At 74.4% G+C, this 18,173-nt stretch carries 18 protein-coding genes and 1 other RNA gene; 9 read left to right on the top strand and 10 right to left on the bottom strand.

The genetic code is table 11. The features are described from left to right. The first annotated feature begins 5 nt into the window (after positions 1 to 5). The gene (locus ABZ716_RS03715; protein ID WP_358956218.1) at positions 6 to 1,019 is read left to right on the top strand and encodes a small ribosomal subunit Rsm22 family protein; all 1,014 of its coding nucleotides are present in this window, start codon (positions 6 to 8) and stop codon (positions 1,017 to 1,019) included. Positions 1,020 to 1,057: 38 nt separating this feature from the next. Here ABZ716_RS03715 and ddaH read toward each other — a convergent pair whose 3' ends face one another. After that, the gene (ddaH, locus tag ABZ716_RS03710) at positions 1,058 to 1,924 is read right to left on the bottom strand and encodes a dimethylargininase (protein WP_358811455.1); all 867 of its coding nucleotides are present in this window, start codon (positions 1,922 to 1,924) and stop codon (positions 1,058 to 1,060) included. A 150-nt stretch (positions 1,925 to 2,074) separates the two neighbouring features. Between ddaH and ABZ716_RS03705 the strand changes: the two genes are divergently transcribed. Both ABZ716_RS03705 and ABZ716_RS03700 read left to right on the top strand, forming a co-directional pair. Then, positions 2,075 to 2,707 (top strand): TetR/AcrR family transcriptional regulator, encoded by a 633-nt coding sequence (locus ABZ716_RS03705; RefSeq protein ID WP_358811454.1) that lies wholly within the window; start codon positions 2,075 to 2,077, stop codon positions 2,705 to 2,707. Positions 2,708 to 2,871: 164 nt separating this feature from the next. Continuing rightward, positions 2,872 to 3,621, top strand: a complete 750-nt coding sequence (locus ABZ716_RS03700) for a bifunctional DNA primase/polymerase (RefSeq protein WP_358811453.1) — start codon at positions 2,872 to 2,874, stop codon at positions 3,619 to 3,621. 88 nt (positions 3,622 to 3,709) lie between these two features. On the opposite strand, the gene yaaA is transcribed toward ABZ716_RS03700, so the two are convergent. Then, positions 3,710 to 4,510 carry a peroxide stress protein YaaA gene (yaaA, locus tag ABZ716_RS03695; protein ID WP_358811452.1) on the bottom strand — a complete coding sequence of 267 codons (801 nt, stop codon included), beginning with the start codon at positions 4,508 to 4,510 and terminating at the stop codon, positions 3,710 to 3,712. Positions 4,511 to 4,661: 151 nt separating this feature from the next. On the opposite strand from yaaA, the gene ABZ716_RS03690 reads away from it, so the two are divergent. The 3 genes from ABZ716_RS03690 (at position 4,662) to ABZ716_RS03680 (ending at position 7,061) form a co-directional block, all read left to right on the top strand. Continuing rightward, positions 4,662 to 6,116, top strand: coding sequence for an RNB domain-containing ribonuclease (locus tag ABZ716_RS03690; protein WP_358811451.1), 1,455 nt, complete (start codon positions 4,662 to 4,664; stop codon positions 6,114 to 6,116). Between the two features lie 137 nt (positions 6,117 to 6,253). Beyond that, positions 6,254 to 6,655: RNase P RNA component class A (gene rnpB / locus ABZ716_RS03685), an RNA gene on the top strand. A gap of 67 nt (positions 6,656 to 6,722) precedes the next feature. Then, positions 6,723 to 7,061 carry a hypothetical protein gene (locus ABZ716_RS03680; RefSeq protein WP_358956215.1) on the top strand — a complete coding sequence of 113 codons (339 nt, stop codon included), beginning with the start codon at positions 6,723 to 6,725 and terminating at the stop codon, positions 7,059 to 7,061. Positions 7,062 to 7,108: 47 nt separating this feature from the next. Here ABZ716_RS03680 and ABZ716_RS03675 read toward each other — a convergent pair whose 3' ends face one another. From ABZ716_RS03675 to ABZ716_RS03665, 3 genes are read right to left on the bottom strand one after another with little or no spacing between them, the layout of a single operon-like run. Next, entirely contained in the window at positions 7,109 to 8,731 is a 1,623-nt protein-coding gene (locus ABZ716_RS03675) for a bifunctional RNase H/acid phosphatase (RefSeq protein WP_358956213.1), read from the bottom strand. Next, the gene (locus tag ABZ716_RS03670) at positions 8,731 to 9,474 is read right to left on the bottom strand and encodes a C4-type zinc ribbon domain-containing protein (RefSeq protein ID WP_358956414.1); all 744 of its coding nucleotides are present in this window, start codon (positions 9,472 to 9,474) and stop codon (positions 8,731 to 8,733) included. Before ABZ716_RS03670 ends, ABZ716_RS03675 begins: the two co-directional genes overlap by 1 nt. Beyond that, entirely contained in the window at positions 9,471 to 10,331 is an 861-nt protein-coding gene (locus tag ABZ716_RS03665) for a Nif3-like dinuclear metal center hexameric protein (RefSeq protein WP_358956210.1), read from the bottom strand. The genes ABZ716_RS03670 and ABZ716_RS03665 overlap by 4 nt, the downstream gene beginning before the upstream one ends. A gap of 245 nt (positions 10,332 to 10,576) precedes the next feature. Between ABZ716_RS03665 and ABZ716_RS03660 the strand changes: the two genes are divergently transcribed. Then, a complete protein-coding gene (locus ABZ716_RS03660) occupies positions 10,577 to 11,680 on the top strand; it encodes a hypothetical protein (RefSeq protein WP_358811448.1) in 1,104 nt (367 codons plus the stop codon). 15 nt (positions 11,681 to 11,695) lie between these two features. On the opposite strand, the gene ABZ716_RS03655 is transcribed toward ABZ716_RS03660, so the two are convergent. Further along, entirely contained in the window at positions 11,696 to 12,571 is an 876-nt protein-coding gene (locus ABZ716_RS03655) for a LysR family transcriptional regulator (RefSeq protein ID WP_358811447.1), read from the bottom strand. Between the two features lie 71 nt (positions 12,572 to 12,642). On the opposite strand from ABZ716_RS03655, the gene ABZ716_RS03650 reads away from it, so the two are divergent. After that, positions 12,643 to 13,014 carry a nuclear transport factor 2 family protein gene (locus tag ABZ716_RS03650; protein ID WP_358811446.1) on the top strand — a complete coding sequence of 124 codons (372 nt, stop codon included), beginning with the start codon at positions 12,643 to 12,645 and terminating at the stop codon, positions 13,012 to 13,014. Positions 13,015 to 13,092: 78 nt separating this feature from the next. Here the strand turns inward: ABZ716_RS03650 and ABZ716_RS03645 are convergent, their stop codons facing one another. From ABZ716_RS03645 to ABZ716_RS03635, 3 genes are read right to left on the bottom strand one after another with little or no spacing between them, the layout of a single operon-like run. Further along, positions 13,093 to 14,040, bottom strand: coding sequence for a 3-oxoacyl-ACP reductase (locus ABZ716_RS03645; protein ID WP_358811445.1), 948 nt, complete (start codon positions 14,038 to 14,040; stop codon positions 13,093 to 13,095). Positions 14,041 to 14,059: 19 nt separating this feature from the next. After that, positions 14,060 to 15,136 (bottom strand): Zn-dependent alcohol dehydrogenase, encoded by a 1,077-nt coding sequence (locus ABZ716_RS03640; protein WP_358956207.1) that lies wholly within the window; start codon positions 15,134 to 15,136, stop codon positions 14,060 to 14,062. A 30-nt stretch (positions 15,137 to 15,166) separates the two neighbouring features. Further along, on the bottom strand, positions 15,167 to 16,021 hold the full coding sequence (locus ABZ716_RS03635; RefSeq protein WP_358811443.1) for a MaoC/PaaZ C-terminal domain-containing protein: 855 nt from the start codon (positions 16,019 to 16,021) through the stop codon (positions 15,167 to 15,169). Between the two features lie 235 nt (positions 16,022 to 16,256). Here ABZ716_RS03635 and ABZ716_RS03630 point away from each other — a divergent pair, with 235 nt between their 5' ends. After that, positions 16,257 to 16,616 carry a DNA-binding response regulator gene (locus ABZ716_RS03630; protein WP_358956412.1) on the top strand — a complete coding sequence of 120 codons (360 nt, stop codon included), beginning with the start codon at positions 16,257 to 16,259 and terminating at the stop codon, positions 16,614 to 16,616. 87 nt (positions 16,617 to 16,703) lie between these two features. Here ABZ716_RS03630 and ABZ716_RS03625 read toward each other — a convergent pair whose 3' ends face one another. Continuing rightward, positions 16,704 to 18,005, bottom strand: coding sequence for a cytochrome P450 (locus ABZ716_RS03625; RefSeq protein ID WP_358811442.1), 1,302 nt, complete (start codon positions 18,003 to 18,005; stop codon positions 16,704 to 16,706). Positions 18,006 to 18,173: the final 168 nt, after the last annotated feature.

Below are 18,173 nucleotides of genomic sequence, written 5' to 3'. Positions count from 1 at the left end.
CGCTGGTGAACGCCACCGCCCCCACCACCGCCGAAACCCTCCGCAGCGCCCTCGGCGGGCTGCTCGACGGACTCCCGCAGAAGCAGGCCACGGCCGCCGTCGAGCGGCTCATCACCCACTACCGGGGCACCATCCCCACCGACGCCCCCGTGCTGCGCGACCGCTCCGACGTCGCGGCGTACGCGGCGTACCGGATGCCGGCCACCTTCGAGGCGGTGCGTTCCGCGCTGGACGGGCTGGCACAGGCCGCGCCGCAGTGGGCGCCGGGCTCGCACCTGGACGTGGGCGGCGGGACGGGCGCCGCGGCCTGGGCGGCGGACGCCCTGTGGGAGGGACCCCGTACGACGACCGTGCTGGACTGGGCCGAGCCGGCCCTGGCCCTGGGCAAGGAGCTGGCCGGCCGCTCCGCCTCCCCCACCCTGCGCGCGGCCGAGTGGCGCCGGGCGGTCATCGGGGCGGGGGTCGCCCTGCCGGAGGCCGACCTGGTCACCGTCTCGTACGTGCTGGGCGAGCTGACGGAGGAGGCCCGCGAGGCCGTCGTGGCGGAGGCGGCCCGCGCCGGGCAGGCCGTCGTCCTCATCGAGCCGGGCACGCCCGAGGGGTACCTGCGCATCCGCGCGGCCCGCGAGCAGCTGATCGCCGCCGGGCTGAAGGTGGCCGCGCCCTGTCCGCACGACGGGACCTGCCCCATCGAGGTGGGCCGGGACTGGTGCCACTTCTCGGCGCGGGTCAGCCGCTCCTCGCTGCACCGGCAGGTCAAGGGCGGCTCGCTCCCGTACGAGGACGAGAAGTTCGCCTACGTGGCCGCGACCCGCTTCCCCGCGGCGCCCGTCCCCTCCCGGATCACGCGCAGGCCGCAGATCCGGAAGGGGCTCGTCCTGCTGGACCTGTGCGGTCCCGAGGAGTCGGGGCTGGGCCGGGCCACCGTCACCAAGCGCCACGGCGACCTCTACAAGGCGGCCCGGGACGCCGAGTGGGGCGAGCAGTGGCCCCCCGCCGGCCCGGACCGCGACCTCTAGACCGGGACCTCCAGGCCGAGACCTCTAGGCCGGTATCACTAGGCCGGGACCTCCAGCACCGGGGAACTCTGGGCCGGCAGCTCCGTGACGGGCTCCGCCGGGCGGAGTTCCTGGGTGCAGCACTTCACGCTGCCGCCGCCCTTGAGCAGCTCGCCCAGGTCCATCGGGATGGGCTCGAACCCGCGCGAGCGCAGCGGTGCCAGCAGCCCGGTCGCCGCCTGCGGGAGCAGCACGTGCCGCCCGTCGGAGACCGAGTTCAGCCCGAAGGCGGCCGCGTCCTCGGCGTCCACGAGCAGGGCGTCCGGGAAGAGCCTGCGCAGCACGGCCTGGCTGCCCGGCGAGAAGGCCGCCGGGTGGTACATGATCTCGTCGCCGTCGAGCACGCACAGCGCCGTGTCCAGGTGGTAGTAGCGCGGGTCCACCAGGTCGAGGCCGATGACGGGGCGGCCGAAGAACTCCTGCGCCTCGTTGTGCGAGAGCGGGCTGGAGCGGAAGCCCCGGCCCGCCAGGATCCAGCTCGCGGTGACGGCGAAGTCCCCCTCGCCCTCGTTGACGTGCGCGGGCTCATGAACGTCGGTGAAGCCGTTGGCCCGGAACCAGTCGAGGTGGATCTCCGCCTCGGCGGTGCGTTCCGGGTAGGCGAAGCGGGCGCCGAGGACCCGGCCGTCGACGACGAGGGCGCCGTTGGCGGCGAAGACCATGTCGGGCAGGCCCGGCTGCGGTTCGAGGGTCTCCACGGTGTGCCCGAGGGAGAGGTAGCGGTCCCTCAGGTCCTCCCACTGGGCGACGGCGAGGGGCAGGTCCACCGGTTTCGTGGGGTCCATCCACGGGTTGATGGAGTACGTGACCTTGAAGTGTGCGGGTGCGCACATCAGGTAGCGCCGGGGTGTGGCGTCTCTGCGCAAAGAAGGCTCCTCACGACTGCGGACTCGCGGTACGGGTGTGTACGGAGAGAATCGTCCCCCCTCGGGGGCCGGGCGCACAGTGGACTGATCGGGTGGTTTACCACAACGGACGGGAGACGAGACGTCTCGCCGGGTTGGTAGGTTGGGGCGATGAGCAAGCTCCCGGACTCCGGCCGCCGCAGCGAGCGCTCCCGGCGCGCCATCCTCGACTCCGCCCTCGCCCTGGTCGGCGAGGTCGGCTACGACAAGCTGACCATCGAGGGCATCGCGGCCCGCGCGGGCGTCGGCAAGCAGACCATCTACCGCTGGTGGTCCTCCAAGGCGGCCGTCCTGCTGGACGCCTCGCTGGCGCTGGCCGGAGAGGCCGGCCGGGAGGCGGACTGGTCCGGATTCCCCGATACGGGTGACCTCGCCGCCGACCTCAAGTCCGTCCTGCGGGCCACCGCCGACGAGTTCGCCGACCCCCGGTACGAGGCCCCCCTGCGCGCCCTGACGGCGGCCGCGGCGACCGACCCCGAGCTGGGGGCGCGCTTCACCGAGCAGCTGATGGAACCGCAGCTCGTGCTGTACGAGGCCCGGATGCGGGCGGCCCAGAAGGCCGGGCAGCTCGCGGCGGACGCCGATGTACGGCTGGTGGTGGAAATGCTGCTGGGCCCGTTCACGTACCGGTGGCTGCTGCGGACGGCCCCCCTGACGCACGCCTACACCGACGCCCTGGTGGACTCCGTCCTGGGCGGGGTGGGCCACGGGGGCGCCGACGTGGCAAAAGTCACCGTCCGATAGCCGGACGGCTGCTGACCTCGGCAAGGCCGAGAACATATGGCCTGATTGTGCGGTTATCGCAGGAAGTAGGCGCGGGGGTCCGATCGGGGGGTGCGGTCATCCGGCCCCGGGGATGGTGGGACGATGGAATGGTCTGCCGGGGCAACGGTGAGGTGAGGGGATAGATGGGGTCTGAGTCCGGCCGCGTCAAACGCGGCGAGCAGAGCAGGATCTCCCAGTGGCTGCGCCGCCGCGCGAAACCCGCTCCCGAGGACCCCGGCAGGGAACGCGAAGCGCTCCTGCTGGCCGTCGCCGCCGCCGGCCTGCCGGTGGCCCCGGCCGCCCACCCCGTCGGCTACCGGTGTTCGTGCGACCGCATCGGCTGTCCCACGCCGGCCCGGCACCCGGTCTCGTTCGCCTGGCAGACCCAGTCGACCACCGACCGCGCCCAGATCGAGCGCTGGGCCCGCAGCCAGCCCCAGGCCAACTTCATCACCGCCACCGGCATGGTCCACGACGTCCTCGACGTCCCCCTGGAGGCCGGCCGCAGCGCGCTGGAGCGTCTGCTCGCCGCCGGTGTGGAAGTCGGCCCGGTCGCCGAGTCCGGCGGTACGGGCGACCAGGCGCGGATGCTCTTCTTCACGGCCACCCGGGGCACGCCCGAGGACGAGGACGAATGGTGGCCCTGCGAGCTGGACTGCCACCCCGAGACCATGGACGAGCACCCCGGCCTGCGCTGGCACTGCCGCGGCAGCTACGTCCTGCTCCCGCCGGCCGCCCTGCCGGGCGACCTCGCGGTCACCTGGGTGCGCGACGTCAGCCACCCCCTGCCGGACCCCCTGACCCTCCTGGAGACCCTGACGGACGCCTGCGCCCAGTACGCGGGCACCTCCGACCAGACCCCGTCCCCGGTCGCCTGGCCCCTGGGCCGCTGACGGCCGTGCCCCGTCGGCGGATCGGGGGGCCGGGGCCGCCCCGGCCCGGCCCCTGGACCGCCCGGCCGCCCCGCGTGGCGGCGTCCCGTCAGTGGATCTGGGTGACGACCACGTCCAGGGACCAGGCGCGGCCCGCCTTCGCCGGGGGCTCGGCCTCCACCACGTAGCCCAGGTCCCGCAGCGCGGTCACCAGCTCCTCCGGGCCGGCCGGCTCGGCCCCGGCGAGCAGCAGGTCGCGGACCAGGCGGCCCTTCGTCGCCTTGTTGAAGTGGCTCACCACCGACCGCTTCTCCACCCCGTCCACGATCTGCGCGTGCAGCACCCGCACCGTGGCCGTACGCCCCGCCGTCTCCCCCTTCGGCTTCCACGCCGACGCGTACGCCGACGAGCGCAGGTCCAGCACCAGCCCGTCCCCGGCCGCCTCCGGCATCACCTCGGCCATCGGCGTACGCCAGTACGCTCCCAGCGCGCCGAGCCCCGGCAGCTTCACGCCCATCGAGCACCGGTACGAGGGGATCCGGTCGGTCACCCGCACCGCACCCCACAGCCCGGAGAACACCAGCAGCGTCCGCTCGGCCCGCGCCCGCGCGGCGGCGGGCAGGCCGGCCAGGCCGAGGGCGTCGTACAGCACACCCGTGTAGACCTCCCCCGCCGGCCGGGCCGGCGCCGACCGCAGCGCGGCGTTCTTCGCGACCTCGCCCCGCAGGCCCTCGCTGAGCCCCAGCACCTCGCGCGCCTTGAGCTCGTCGCCCGCGCACAGCTCGACCAGTTCCTCCAGCACGGCCGCCCGCGCCCCGGCCAGCCCGGGCAGCGACAGCGAGGCGGGGTCGAGCGGTGCGCCGGAGCCGCCGGCGGCCTTTCCCTCGGAGGGCGGCAGCAGCACGAGCACGGTGGTTCTCCTATCGATGGCATGACACGGGGGGTGCGGCCCCCGGGCCAGGGTAGACGGCCCGCCGCCCCGCCGGTCCCGGCCGGAGCGCCCCGGTACCCGTACGCTCCGCCGCCGAGAAGAACTCCCGGCCAGGACATACGCTCGGTCCATGCCACACCGTCACCTGCACATGCAGCCGCACATGGCCGGTGCGGACGGTGCCGCCCTGGGCGCCGCGCTGCGGGCGCTGCGGACCCGGCTCGCCGTGCCCGACGCCTTCCCGGCGGAGGTGCTCGCCGAGGCCGAGCGGGCCGCTGCCGCTCCCCGGCTGCCCGCCGAGGACGCCACCGAGATCCCCCTGTTCACCATCGACCCGCCGGGCTCCGTGGACCTCGACCAGGCCATGCACCTGGAGAAACGGTCCTCCGGCGGCTACCGCGTCCACTACGCCATCGCCGACGTCGCCGCCTTCGTCACCCCCGGCGGCGCCCTCGACGCCGAGGCCCACCGCAGGGCGACCACCCTCTACTTCCCCGACGGCCGGGTCCCACTGCACCCGCCCGCGCTCTCCGAGGCCGCGGCCAGCCTGCTGCCGGACGGCCCCCGCCCGGCCCTGCTGTGGCGGCTGGACCTGGACGCCGAGGGACGGGTGGAGACCACCGAGGTCCGCCGGGCCCTGGTGCACAGCCGGGCGAGACTCGACTACGACGGCGTGCAGAAGGCCATCGACACCGGCACCGCCGAACCGGCCCTGGCCCTGCTGAAGGACATCGGGATCCTGCGCGAGGCGCTGGAGACCGCGCGCGGCGGGATCTCCCTGAACGTCCCCGAGCAGGAGGTCGTCGCCCGCGACGGCTCCTACGGCCTGACCTACCGGGCACCGCTGCCCGCCGACGGCTGGAACGCCCAGATCTCCCTGATGACCGGGATGGCCGCCGCCGACCTGATGCTGGCCGCCGGGACCGGGATCCTGCGCACCCTCCCGGCCGCCCCCGACGGCGCGGTGGGGCGGCTGCGGCGGGTGGCGGCGGCCCTGCGGATCGAGTGGCCGCACCACGTCCCGTACGCCCAGCTGGTGCGCTCCCTCGACCCCCGGATCCCCGCGCACGCCGCGTTCCTCCAGGAGTGCACGGCCCTGCTGCGCGGCGCCGGGTACACGGTGTTCACGGACGGCGAGCTGCCCGACCCCGCCGTGCACGCGGCGGTGGCGGCCCCGTACACGCACTGCACCGCCCCACTGCGGCGGCTCGTCGACCGCTACACCGGCGAGCTGTGCGTGGCGGCGGTGGCGGGCGCGGCGCCGCCCGAGTGGGCGCTGGCGGCCCTGGCGGCGCTGCCGCACGAAATGCAGGAGGGCACCCGGCGGGCCAACGCGGTGGAGCGGGGGTGCGTGGACCTGGTCGAGGCGGCCGTGCTCCAGGACCGCGTCGGGCAGACCTTCGAGGCGACGGTCATCGACGTGGAGGAACACGACCCGCAGACGGGCACGGTCCACCTGGAGGACCCGGCGGTGGTCGGCCGCATCGAATCCCCGACGGCGCCCCTCCCCCTCGGCGCCCGCATCCCGGTCCGCCTCACCCAGGCCGACCCGTCCACCGCCAGAGTCCTCTTCGCCCCCGCCTAACCGACCGTCCGCCGCAGGGCGGTGACCAGGCAGCTCATCCGTTCCTCACGCCCCTCGGCAGACACAGTGGAAACCCTGCCGCTGCGTCAAGGTCAAGCCCCGCCACCGGCAGCCGGTAGCATGGTCGGCACGACAGACGAGTCGGCTGGACGGCCGCGTCGGGATCTCCGGATCCCGCCGAGGAACGTCCGGGCTCCACAGGGCAGGGTGGTGGGTAACGCCCACCCGGGGTGACCCGCGGGACAGTGCCACAGAAAACAGACCGCCGGGGGCTTCGGCCCCCGGTAAGGGTGAAACGGTGGTGTAAGAGACCACCAGCGCCTGAGGTGACTCAGGCGGCTAGGTAAACCCCACCCGGAGCAAGGTCAAGAGGGGTCGTTCTCGGACGGCCCTGCGCGAGCGTTCGAGGGCTGCCCGCCCGAGTTCGCGGGTAGACCGCATGAGGCCGGCGGCAACGCCGGTCCTAGATGGATGGCCGTCTCCCCGGCGACCGCGAGGTCTCCGGGCGACAGAACCCGGCGTACAGGCCGGCTCGTCTGCCGTTCCCATCGTCCGGGGTTCCCGAACGCCCCTCGGAGGGGCGTGCCATGGGGCACGCTCGGATCCATGACCGATCACTCCGCGGCCGTCGCCGCCGCCGCCGCGCACATACACGATCTCGCTGAAGCGACCTCCGACCCGCGCAACGCGTACGCGGGCCACGCCGAGATCGCCTCCGTGACCGCGGGCCTGCTCGGCCTCGCCCAGCACCTCGAAGCCGCCCTGGAGCACCTGGCCCGGCACATCGAGCGGCACGACGGCGACTGGGACACCGCCGAGAAGGGGCGGCGGCTTCCCGCCCAGGACGGGCGGGCGGCGGGCCGCCGGATCCGCACCGCCGCGGCCGAGGCCGGCAACATGGCCCGCGCCCTCGGCGGGTCCGTGGAGGCCCTGGGCCGTGTCTAGCCGCCGCCCGCGCCGTGAGGCGGGCCGGCGGGCGGCCGTGTCGACGCCTACCGCAGGTGGGAGGTGTCGTTGAGCAGCCGGAGCGAGGCGTTGCCGTCGGCGTAGTAGGCCACCGCCGAGAGGGAGGCCGCGGAGAGCTCCATCTTGAACAGGGACTCCGGCGGGGCGCCCAGCGCGAGGCGGACCAGCGTCTTGACCGGGGTCACGTGCGTGACCAGCAGCACCGTGCGGCCCGCGTACGCGGCCAGCAGCCGGTCCCGGGTGGCCGAGACCCGGCGGGTGACGGCGGCGAAGCTCTCGCCGCCGCCCGTCGGGGCGGCCTTCGAGGAGTCCAGCCATGCCTGGAGGTCGTCGGGGAAGCGCTCGCGCACCTCGGCGAAGGTGAGACCCTCCCAGGCGCCGAAGTCGGTCTCGCGCAGGCCCTCTTCGACGGTGACGGGCAGCCCGAGGCGGTCGGCGACGGCCTGAGCGGTCTCACGGCACCGGCGCAGCGGCGAGGTCACGACGGCCTGGACGGTCCCCCGCGCGGCCAGCGCCTCGGCCACGGCAAGAGCCTGCCGGCGCCCGGCCGGCGACAGCTCGGGGTCGCTGCCGCCGCTCCCGGAGAACCGCTTCTGCGGGGTCAGGGCAGTCTCCCCGTGCCGCAGCAGTACGAAGGTGGCGGGCGCCCCCACATCGGGGCCGCCCCACCCGGTACCCACGGGAGCTTCCTGCGCCTGCCCGCCGACGGCCGGGGCGGCGGCCGCCCCCGCCTCCGCGGCTCGCGTACCCGCCGGGACCAGCAGCCCGGCCACCGTCGCGGGGGCAGAGCCGCCGGGGGCCAGGGCCTCGGCTTCGTCGAAGAGGGTTCCGGCCTCGGGTGCGGTAGCCGCGCTGCGGGCGGCGCGCAGATCGGCGGCGGGCGCGCCCGGCGTCCCGTCCGGCTCGGCAGCCGCGCGGGGTCCGGCCTCCGGGGCAGCGGCCGCGCTGCGGGCGGCCCGCAGGTCGGCGGCGGGCGCGCCCGGCGTCCCGTCCGGCTCGGCAGCCGCGCGGGGTCCGGCCTCCGGGGCAGCGGCCGCGCTGCGGGCGGCCCGCACGTCGGTGGTGTCCCCGGCGGTACCCGCCACCGTGCCGGCTCCCGCCGGGGCCGGGGCGGCGGCGCCCGTGAGGCGGCCGGAGGCCAGGGCCGCGCGGGCCGCTGCCGCGCCCTTCGCCGCGTCGCCCGGGGGGCCGGACGGGGGCGCGGGGGGCGTCGGGGCGGAGCGGGGTTGCCACGGGGTGCCGGTGCGGCCCGCGTCCATGGCCTCGTTGGCCAGGCGGTCCGCGTGTTTGTTGCGCTCGCGCGGGATCCACTCGTACGTGACCTGCCCGCGCGGCAGGATCGTCGCCGCCTCCGCCGCCAGCGGCCTCATGCCGGGGTGCTTGATCTTCCAGCGGCCCGACATCTGCTCCACCACGAGCTTCGAGTCCATCCGGACCCGGACCTCCGCGTCGGGGTCCAGCTCGCGGGCCGCCTTCAGGCCCGCGATCAGGCCCCGGTACTCGGCGACGTTGTTCGTCGCGACGCCGATGAACTCGGCGCGTTCGGCCAGGGTCTCCCCCGTCACCGGGTCCAGGACGACCGCGCCGTAGCCGGCGGGCCCCGGGTTGCCCCGGGAGCCGCCGTCGGCCTCCACGACGAACCGCCGCATCAGATGCCCGAGTCCGCCGTACGGACCAGGATGCGGCCGCAGTTGTCGTGGCGTACGACCTGGTCGCGGGCGGCGGCCTTGATCTCGTTGACCTCCGCCATGTCCAGCTCCAGGCGGCAGCCCTCGCAGCGGCGCTGGTACAGGCGCGCGGCGCCCACGCCGCCCTGCTTGACGCGGATCCTCTCGTACAGGGCCATCAGGTCCGCCGGCATCGAGGCGACGACGACCTCGCGGTCCTTGGCGATCTTCGCGGCCTCGGCGTCCAGCTCACCGGTGGCGGCGTCGCGGCGCGCGGTGGCGTCGGCCAGCTTGGCCTCCAGGGCGGAGACCCGCTCGGTGATCGTGGTGACGCGCTCCTGGGCGCCCTCAAGGCGCTCCATGACCTCCAGGACGACGTCCTCCAGGTCGGCCTGCCGCTTGGCGAGCGAGGCGACCTCGCTCTGGAGGTTCGCCAGGTCCCGGGCCGAGACGCCGGCGCCCGACTCCAGGCGCTGCTGGTCGCGCGCCGCGCGCTGGCGCACCTGGTCGACGTCCTGCTCCGCCTTGGTCTGCTCGCGGGCGGCGTCGCTGGCCTGGGTCTGGGCGGCGACGAGCAGGTCGCGCTGCTGGCTGAGGTCCTTGGTCAGGGAGTCGACCTCGGCGTGCTCGGGCAGCGAGTTGCGCTTGTGGTCGAGCTGCGACAGCCGGATGTCCAGGGCCTGGATGTCGAGGAGTCGGATCTGGTCGGCGGGCTCGGCGTTCAGTTGGGGGCTCCAGAGGAACTAGAAGGGGTGGTTCCGGACGGCGCGTGCGCCGTCCACGGGTCGGTGACCGTGCGCGAGACGTGGGTCCGCAGACCCCAGCCGTGGCGCTCGGAGAGGGCGTCGAGCTGGGCCGCGGCCTGCTCGCACCAGGGCCACTCCGTGGCCCAGTGGGCGGCGTCGACGAGGGCGAGCGCGCTCTGCTCGCGGGCCTCGGACACCGGGTGGTGACGCAGGTCGGCGGTGAGGAAGGCGTCGACGCCGGCGGCGCGGACCTGCGCGAAGAGGCTGTCGCCGGAGCCGCCGCTGACGGCGACGGTACGGATGACCGCCTCCGGGTCGCCGGCGCTGCGGATGCCCTGGGCGGTGCGCGGGAGCCGGGCGGCGGCGCGGGCGGTGAACTCGCGCAGGGTCTCGGGGCGGTCCAGCTCGCAGATCCGGCCGAGGCCGCGGCGGCCGGAGGGGTCCGTCGGGTCGGGCACGAGCGGGCCGGTGACGCGCAGGTCGAGGGCGCCGGCGAGGGCGTCGGAGACGCCGGGGTCGGCGGTGTCGGCGTTGGTGTGGGCGACGTGCAGGGCGATGTCGTTCTTGATCAGCGTGTGCACGACACGGCCCTTGAAGGTGCCCGCCTCGACGGTGGTGGTGCCGCGCAGGTAGAGGGGGTGGTGGGTGACGACCAGGTCGGCGCCGAGCTTCACCGCCTCCTCGACGATCTCCTGTACGGGGTCCACGGCGAACAGCACCCGGGTGACCTCGGCGTCGGGGTCGCCGCAGACGGTGCCGACGGCATCCCACTGCTCGGCCCGCGAGGGGGGCCAGAGTGCGTCCAGCGCGGCGATGACTTCAGAGAGAGAGGGCACGGGCCAAGGCTACCGTCCGTGGCGGCCGGCCAGCCTGTCCCCCGGACGGGGGGTGGGCGGGGGCGCCGGGCGGCGCGCCGGCCCCGAAGGCCCCGGACGTCCCGAACGCCCCCTGTCCGGAGCACAGCCGCCACCTCCGCCACGTGCGAACCGCGGCCCTGCCACCCGTACGTGTGAAGCGTGCGGGGTCGCGTTGTCCGGCCGGAAGCGCGAAACCTAGGTTCCTCCCGGAGGTGACGGCCCGGATGACTGTCTGTGCCACCGAGATGACCACGACCGCCCCCCTCACGATCACCGCCGACGGGGCGTACGCCGCGCGGCTGGCCGGGGAGGGCGAGGCCCGCTATCCCGAACGCTGGACGCTGGACGGGCCGGAGCCGTACGCGGTGCCGCTGCCGCTGGCGCAGCCGGAGGAGGCCGACAGCGAGGTGCTGCCGCTGGCCGACGGGCGGGTGCTGATCCACCGCCGGGTGGCCGACCGGCACGCGTTCGCGCTGCTCTACCCGTCGGGCACCTATACGGGCCCCCGCCCGGCCGGCCCCGACGCCGGGCCGCGCACCGGTGAGCTCCAGCTCGGCGGGGTCGAGGCCGGGGAGGGCCTGCGGGTGCGGCTGCTGCCGCCGTCCCCCGACGGGCGCACCGCCTACGCCCTGGCGGTGGACGGCGAGGAGACCACCGTCTGGCAGGTGGCCGGGCACGCCTCCGAGGGCCCGAGGCGGGCCGCCGTACTGCCGGGCCGCTGCTCGGGCGGGGTCTGGCTGGACCGTGCGGGCCGGCTGCTGTCCCTGGACCGCGAGCAGGACGGCCGCACGAAGGCCGTCGCCGTGGACCTGGCCCGGGGCGGGGTGGTCACCCCGCTGCTCCAGATCGCCGAGGACAGCGACGACCGGCTGCTGCTGGCCGCCCCGGACAGCGGGCTGCTGCTGATCCGCTCGGACGCGCCGGGCGAGCCCCGGCTCGGCTGGGGGGTGCTGGGCAGCGCCCGCCCGGTCCGTTTCCCGGAGTGCCTGCGGCTGGAGGACGCCCACCCCTTCGCGGTGCAGCCGGGCCAGGTCCTGATGCCGGAAACCTGCGGGGTCGCCCTCCGCGTCGGCGCCTCGGAGCTCGCCCTGTGGCGCCCCGCCGACCGCCACGTCTTCCGCCTCCCGGCCCCGGCGGGCTGGCTGGGCACGGGCCGCTGGACCCCGGACGGCCACCTCCACCTCCCGCACACCACCCCGGAAACCCCCTGCGGCCTCGTCACCCTCACCCAGCCGTCGTCCCCGCCCCCACCGATCCACCTGGACCCACCCCCGAAGCCGAAGCCCACCCCCCGCCCCATCCCCCTCCAGCAGGCCCCCCTGGGCTGAGCCCCGGGGAGTGCGTCAGGACGGCCGCAGGGCGGTCAGGAGGCGGGTGTGGAGGAGGCGGACTGCGGGGGACGGTGGGGACGGGCGGGTGATCAGGCCGAGGCGGGCGTGGGTGGGGGCGTCGGTGAAGGGGGTGGCGCGGAGGGCGGAGCCCTGGGTGGAGGAGGGGCTCAGGACGGCGACGCCCGCGCCGCGTTCGGCGAGGTGCAGGAGGGCGGTCGGGGAGGCGGCTTCGAGGTCCACGCGGGGGTCGAGGCCGAGGCGGCGGCAGGAGTCCTCGTAGGCCGCGCGGATACCGGTGCCCCGGGGGAGGCAGAGGACTTTCTCGCCCCGGAGGCCGGCGAGCGGGGGCCGGGGCCGGTCGAGGGGGTGGCCCGCCGGGACGACGGCGGCGATCGGCTCGTCGATGACGACGGCCGTCTCCAGGCCGGGGGCGGTCTCGCCGGCGTATCCGATCAGCGCGAGGTCGAGGGAGCCGGCGAGGACCTGGGCCTGGAGGTCGTCCGAGTGGCCCTCGTGCAGGCTGAGTTCGATGCCGGGGTGGCTGCGGCCGAGGTCGGCGACGGCGTCCAGGAAGGGCGGGATCGAGCAGCCCATGACCATGCCCAGCCGGACCCGCCCGCGCACGGCGTCGGCGAACTCGGCCGCGGTGTGCCGGATGGCGTCCAAGGTGGCGAGGGCGCTCCGCGCGAGGGGGAGGACGGCCTCACCGGCCGGGGTGAGGCGCACCTGGCGGCCGGAGCGGTCGAGGAGCCGCTGGCCCAGCTCCCGCTCCAGCTTGGCCACCTGGGTGCTGATGCCGGACTGGCTGACCTGGAGGCGGTGGGCCGCGCCGGTGAACGTCCCCTCGTCCACGACCGCCGTGAAGTAGCTCAGCTGATGGGTCTCCATAACCAGTGATGATAGCCCGTATGTGAATCATCTGTTGGACAGATGACTGCGGGGCTCGGCAGGCTAGGGGCATGACCAAGACGCAGAGCAGTGCACGAGAGCTTGCCGGGGCCTACTTCACCGCCTGGGAGGCGGGTGACTTCGAGACGATGAGCGGGCTGCTGGCCGAGGACGTCGACTTCGTCGGGCCGCTGGGGACCGCGCAGGGGACGGAGGAGGCGCTGGCCGGGCTGCGGGGGCTCGGGCAGGTGCTGGAGAAGATCGACGTGCGGGTGCGGGTGGCGGAGGGCGACGAGGTGATCACCTGGTTCGACCTGCACACCAGCATCGCTCCCCCCGCCCCGACGGCGAACTGGATGCGCGTCCGGGACGGGAGGATCGCCCGCATCCGCGTGACCTTCGACCCGCGCGGGCTGCTGGCGGGGTTCGGCGAGCGGCGCTGAGCGACGCGCCGGTGCCAGCGCCCGCGGGTCGGCGCCGTCGTGGATCGACGCCCGCCGTGCGTCAGCGCCCGTCGTGCGTCAGCGCCCGTCGTGCCTGAGGCCCAGGACCTCCGGCGAGGCGAAGGTCTCGTTCGGCGGGCGGGAGGCGTAGTGCGGGGTGAGGAGGGAGTCGAGTTCCTCGAAGGAGAAGGTCTCCTTCGAGGTGTCGAACTTCGCCGCCACCCGGGGGCGTTCCATCACCACCACGATCCCCCCGTGCACCACGAACAGCTGCCCGTTCGCCCGCGCCGACGCCGGGGAGGCGAGGTAGCCGACCAGCGGGGCCACGTGCTCCGGGGCGAGCGGGTCGAGCGTGCCGTCCTGCGGGACCTCGAAGCCGGCGAAGACGTCCTCGGTCATCCGGGTCCGGGCGCGCGGGCAGATCGCGTTGGCGGTGACCCCGTACTTGGCCAGGGCCAGCGCGGTCGAGGTGGTCAGGCCGACGATGCCCCCCTTGGCCGCCGCATAGTTCGGCTGGCCCGCCGAACCGCCGAGGAACGCCTCGGAGGAGGTGTTGACGATCCGCCCGTACACCGGGCCGCCCGCCGCCTTCGAGCGCTCCCGCCAGTGCGCGGAGGCGAAGCGGGTGGTGTTGAAGTGGCCCTTGAGGTGGACCCGTATCACCGAGTCCCATTCCTCCTCCGTCATCGAGAAGACCATCCGGTCCCGCAGGATCCCCGCGTTGTTGACCAGGACGTCCAGCTTCCCGAACCGGGAGACGGCCAGCTCCACCAGCTCCCGCGCCTGCGCGAAGTCGGCCACGTCCCCGAGGTGTGCCACCGCCTGCCCGCCCGCCGCGCGGATCTCGGCGGCCACCTCCTCCGCCGGGGCGGCCGACGCCTCCCCCGAGCCGTCGCGCCCGCTCTGGCCGAAGTCGTTGACGACCACGCTCGCGCCGAGCCGGGCCAGTTCGAGCGCCTCCGCCCGGCCGAGCCCGCGCCCCGCGCCGGTGACGATGGCGCTGAGCCCCTCAAGTGGCAGTGACATGGGCAGGATTCCTCTCGGATCAGATCTCTATGCAGGTGCGCAGGGCCGTGCCGGTGCGCATCTGGTCGAGGGCGTCGTTGATCTCGCTGAGCTGCACCCGGTGGGTGATCAGGCCCTCCAGGTCGATCCGTCCGGCCCGCCACAGGGCGATGGTGCGCGCGTAGGAGCGGAGCACGTCCCCGCCCCCGTACATGGAGGGGAGGATCTTCTTCTCGTCGAAGAACAGCGAGAACATGTCGATCTGGAAGTTGTCGTCCAGGGCGCCCGCGCCGACGATCACCACCGAGCCGCCGCGCCGGGTCATCTGGTACGCGGTGCGGGCGGTGACGGACTTGCCGACGACCTCGAAGACGTAGTCGAAGCCCTCCCCGGAGGTGATCCGGGCCTTGGCGTCGTCGAACGCGTCCGGCGCGACCGCCTCCGTCGCCCCGAACCGCAGGGCCGCCTCCCGCCGCGACTCCACCGGGTCGACGGCGACGATCTGCGCCGCGCCCTGCACCTTGGCGCCCTGGATGACGGAGATGCCGACGCCTCCGCAGCCGATGACGGCGACGGAGGAACCCGCCTCCACCTTGGCGGTGTTGATCGCGGCGCCGAGTCCGGTGGTGACGCCGCAGCCGATGAGCGCGGCGATGTCGAAGGGCACGTCGTCGGGGATCGGGACGGCGCAGTTCGCGGCGACGACGATCTCCTCGGCGAAGGTTCCGGTCGCGGCGAAGCCGAACACCTCCCCGCCCGGCCGGCGGAAGTTGGGGACGCCCGCGTTGGCCAGGCTCTCCAGGCACAGGTGGCCCTGGCCGCGCGTGCAGGCGGCGCAGTGCCCGCACGGCGGCAGCCAGCAGACGAGGACCCTGTCCCCCTCCTGGTGGCTGGTGACCCCCTCACCGACGCCGGTGACCACCCCGGAGCCCTCGTGGCCGGGGATGAAGGGCGCGGGCTGCGGCAGGACGCCGCTCATCGCGGAGAGGTCGGAGTGGCACAGGCCGGTGGCCCTGATGCGGATGCGCACCTTGCCGGGGCCCAGGCCCACGGCTTCCACGTCATCGACGACTTCCAGCTTGTCCTGGCCTATCTCGCTCAGCAGTGCTGCGCGCACGGTGCGGCTCCTTAAGGGGGTGAGCAGGCGTTACGCGTGTTCGACGACGGTGTCGGCGAGGACCGGGGCGTCGTCACGTCCGGCGGCGGTCACCGCGACCAGGACGCGGCCGGGCTCCTGCCACATCCGGATGCGCAGGGTCTCGCCGGGGAAGACGATCCCGGCGAAGCGGGTGCGGTAGGCGCGGACCCGGGAGACGTCGCCCCCGAGGACGGTGTCGACCACGGCCTTGAGGGTCATCCCGTACGAGCACAGGCCGTGCAGGATGGGCCGGTCGAAGCCGGCCAGCTTGGCGAACTCCGGGTCGGCGTGGAGGGGGTTCCAGTCCCCGGAGAGCCGGTAGAGCAGGGCCTGTTCCTCCCGGATCGGCCGCTCCTCGGTGCGGTCGGGGGCCCGGTCGGGCAGCTCGCCGCGCACGGAGGGGCCCCGGTCGCCGCCGAAGCCGCCCTCGCCCCGGACGAAGATCTGCGCGTCGCTCGTCCACAGCGGCCCGTCGGCGTCGGCGACCTCGGAGCGCAGCACGATGACGGCGGCCTTGCCCTTGTCGTAGACGGCGGCGACCTTGGAGGTGGAGGTGGCCCGCCCCTGGACGGGGATCGGGCGGTGCAACTCGATGGAGTGTCCGCCGTGCAGGACGTTCGCCAGGTCCACCTCGATGCCGGGGGCGGCGAGCCCGCCGAGCATGGCCATGCCGGCGCCGGCGACCGTCGCGAAGCTGGGGAGCACGTGGAGCCTGGACTCCAGGGTGTAGCGGAGTTCGTCCGGGTCGGTGGCGGGGCGTCCCGCGCCGAGGCCGAGGTGGTAGAGCTGGATGTCCTTGTGGTCCCAGGCGATCTCCCCCTGGCGGGGGTCGGCGGCGAGGGCCCTGGCGGCATCGATCGGCATTCGGATGCTGCTCCTTCTGCTCTGGAAGACCTCGGCGCGACCGTCCGCACCGTCGGCCGCACCGAGGTCGCATGCGGAGCCGGTTCTAGAACGCGTTCTAGGAGGCGGCTGAGGGAATGTATAACGCACGGCCCGGTGGTTGGGAAGACTGCTGACTCGCCGTCAGGTCGCTGTGGCGCGCTCCGTGTTACGGGCCCACGGGCGGCCCGGGCGGTAGCCTGCGGCGGTGGATGAGATGCCCGTGGCCCACCGGCCCGCCCGCTCCCTGCGTGTGCTGCTGCTCCCGCCGAACCCGCCGCTGGCGGTGCACCTCGGGCTCCTCCCGGACATCGAGGTGGTGGCCTCGCTGACGCAGCGGCCGCAGGTGGCGCTGGTGGAGGACCCCGCCGCGGTGGCGGAGCTGCTGGCCGAGGACCCGGAGTGCCGGGTGCTGGTGGCCACCGGCTCGGCGCACCCGGGGCTGCGGGAGGCCGTCCTGGAGGCGGGCGCGGCGGGGCTGGTGCTGCGGGACGGGCCGGTCGAGGAGCTCGCGGAGTGCCTGCGGCGGGCCTCGATGGGCGAGACGGTGGTGGACCCGGCGCTGGCGGGACCCTGACCGCCCGGCGCCGACGGGCCCCCGACCATGCCGAAGCCCTCCGCCGGCCAGGGGTGGAGGGCTTCGCCCGGGGCCTCGGGGCCCCGGTCAGTTCCCCGCGGTCCAGTCGTCGACCGTCCGCGAGGGGTCCAGGGCGACGGGCAGGCTCATCAGCCCGCGGAAGGCCGGGAAGGGCCCCTTGAGCCAGTCCCCCTCGGCGGGGGTCGGCAGGGCGAGGACCATCTCCGGGAAGCGGTCGAGCAGCGCCGTCAGGCAGATCTCCAGCTCCAGCCGGGCCAGCGGGGCGCCCAGGCAGTAGTGGGGGCCGTATCCGAAGCCGAGGTGGCTGCTCTGCAACCCTTCCCGGGTGAAGTCCAGGGTGTCGGGGTCGGGGAATTTCTCCGGGTCGCGGTTGGCGGAGGAAAGGGCGATCTGCACGACGGCGCCCTTCGGAATGACCGTCCCGCCGATTTCCACGTCCTCCAGCGCATACCGGAAGGTGGACGTTTCCACCGATCCCTCGAACCGCTGCATTTCCTCGATCGCCTGGGGCAGCAGTTCCCGGTTCTCCTTGACCATCCGGAACTGGTCGGGATGGGTCAGGAGGCTGTAGACGCAGTTCCCGATCTGGAGGGTGGTCGTCTTGTGCCCGGCGAAGAGCAGCACCCAGATCATCGAGACGAGTTCGTCGTCGTTCAGGGGCTCTTCCTCGTGCGGGGTCTCCACCAGCATGCTGAGGAAGTCGTCCGTGGGCTGCTGCCGGGTGCGGTGGATGTGGCGGGCGAAGTAGTCGCGGAGCCAGAGCTCCGCCTCCTCCAGGTCGCCCCGGAGGTCCTTGCTGAACCGGGAGCGGGTCACGACCGCGAACCACTTCAGGACCTCGGTCCGCTCGTCGCCGACGATGCCGAGGAGTTCGCAGATGACCATGACCGGGAGCGGCAGCGCGAACGCCTGCATCAGGTCGACGGGCCGGTCCGTGGGGCAGCGGTCGAGCAGCCCGTGGGCGAGCTCCTCGATGTGCGGGCGCAGGGCGTGGATGTGGCGGGGGGTGAAGGCGGTCTTGGCGATGTGGCGCAGCCGGGTGTGGCGGGGCGGATCGGCGAACAGGAGGTTGTCGTCGAGCGCCTCGCAGAGGTCGCCGAAGAGGGCGTGGTAGAGGTCGATGCCCTCGTGCATGTCCTTGCCGATGCGGGGGTCGGCGAGGAGGGCGTGGGCGTCCTCGTAGCGGGTGATCAGGTACGTGTCCACGCCGTGGCCGGGGGTGAGGCGGGCGATGGGGGCCTGTTCGCGCAGGGTGCGGTAGACCGGGTAGGGGCACTGGCGGTATGCGGGCGTGCTCTGCGTCGCGGCCGCCACCGCCTCGTGCAGCGCGAGACCGTCATCCGCCGCGGTAGTCGGTTCAGTCGTCACGCGCCCAGACCTTTCGGGTAACCCGGAATTGACAGTCGGCTCCTTTCCCGGGGCGGTTCGACGGTGAAACCCGATTGAGCCGTTCGGAGCCGAAAGCCACCCCTGCGGAATGTCCGGGCGGCGGGGGGCGGACGCCGCCCTAGGGTGTGCGGTGGTTTTCGATTCGCG

The organism is Streptomyces sp. NPDC006687 (genome assembly GCF_040636215.1).
Classification (GTDB): domain Bacteria; phylum Actinomycetota; class Actinomycetes; order Streptomycetales; family Streptomycetaceae; genus Streptomyces.
Note: the sequence above shows the minus strand (reverse complement) of the source record. Positions and strands in the feature narration are given on the sequence as shown.

Bases quoted from the DNA above. Each gene is read 5' to 3' on its own strand.
- ABZ716_RS03705 (WP_358811454.1), top strand. From the start codon at position 2,075: ATGAGCAAGCTCCCGGACTCCGGCCGCCGCAGCGAGCGCTCCCGGCGC.
- ABZ716_RS03700 (WP_358811453.1), top strand. From the start codon at position 2,872: ATGGGGTCTGAGTCCGGCCGCGTCAAACGCGGCGAGCAGAGCAGGATC.
- ABZ716_RS03690 (WP_358811451.1), top strand. From the start codon at position 4,662: ATGCCACACCGTCACCTGCACATGCAGCCGCACATGGCCGGTGCGGAC.
- ABZ716_RS03680 (WP_358956215.1), top strand. From the start codon at position 6,723: ATGACCGATCACTCCGCGGCCGTCGCCGCCGCCGCCGCGCACATACAC.
- ABZ716_RS03675 (WP_358956213.1), bottom strand. From the start codon at position 8,731: ATGCGGCGGTTCGTCGTGGAGGCCGACGGCGGCTCCCGGGGCAACCCG.
- ABZ716_RS03660 (WP_358811448.1), top strand. From the start codon at position 10,577: ATGACTGTCTGTGCCACCGAGATGACCACGACCGCCCCCCTCACGATC.
- ABZ716_RS03655 (WP_358811447.1), bottom strand. From the start codon at position 12,571: ATGGAGACCCATCAGCTGAGCTACTTCACGGCGGTCGTGGACGAGGGG.
- ABZ716_RS03650 (WP_358811446.1), top strand. From the start codon at position 12,643: ATGACCAAGACGCAGAGCAGTGCACGAGAGCTTGCCGGGGCCTACTTC.
- ABZ716_RS03645 (WP_358811445.1), bottom strand. From the start codon at position 14,040: ATGTCACTGCCACTTGAGGGGCTCAGCGCCATCGTCACCGGCGCGGGG.
- ABZ716_RS03635 (WP_358811443.1), bottom strand. From the start codon at position 16,021: ATGCCGATCGATGCCGCCAGGGCCCTCGCCGCCGACCCCCGCCAGGGG.
- ABZ716_RS03630 (WP_358956412.1), top strand. From the start codon at position 16,257: ATGCCCGTGGCCCACCGGCCCGCCCGCTCCCTGCGTGTGCTGCTGCTC.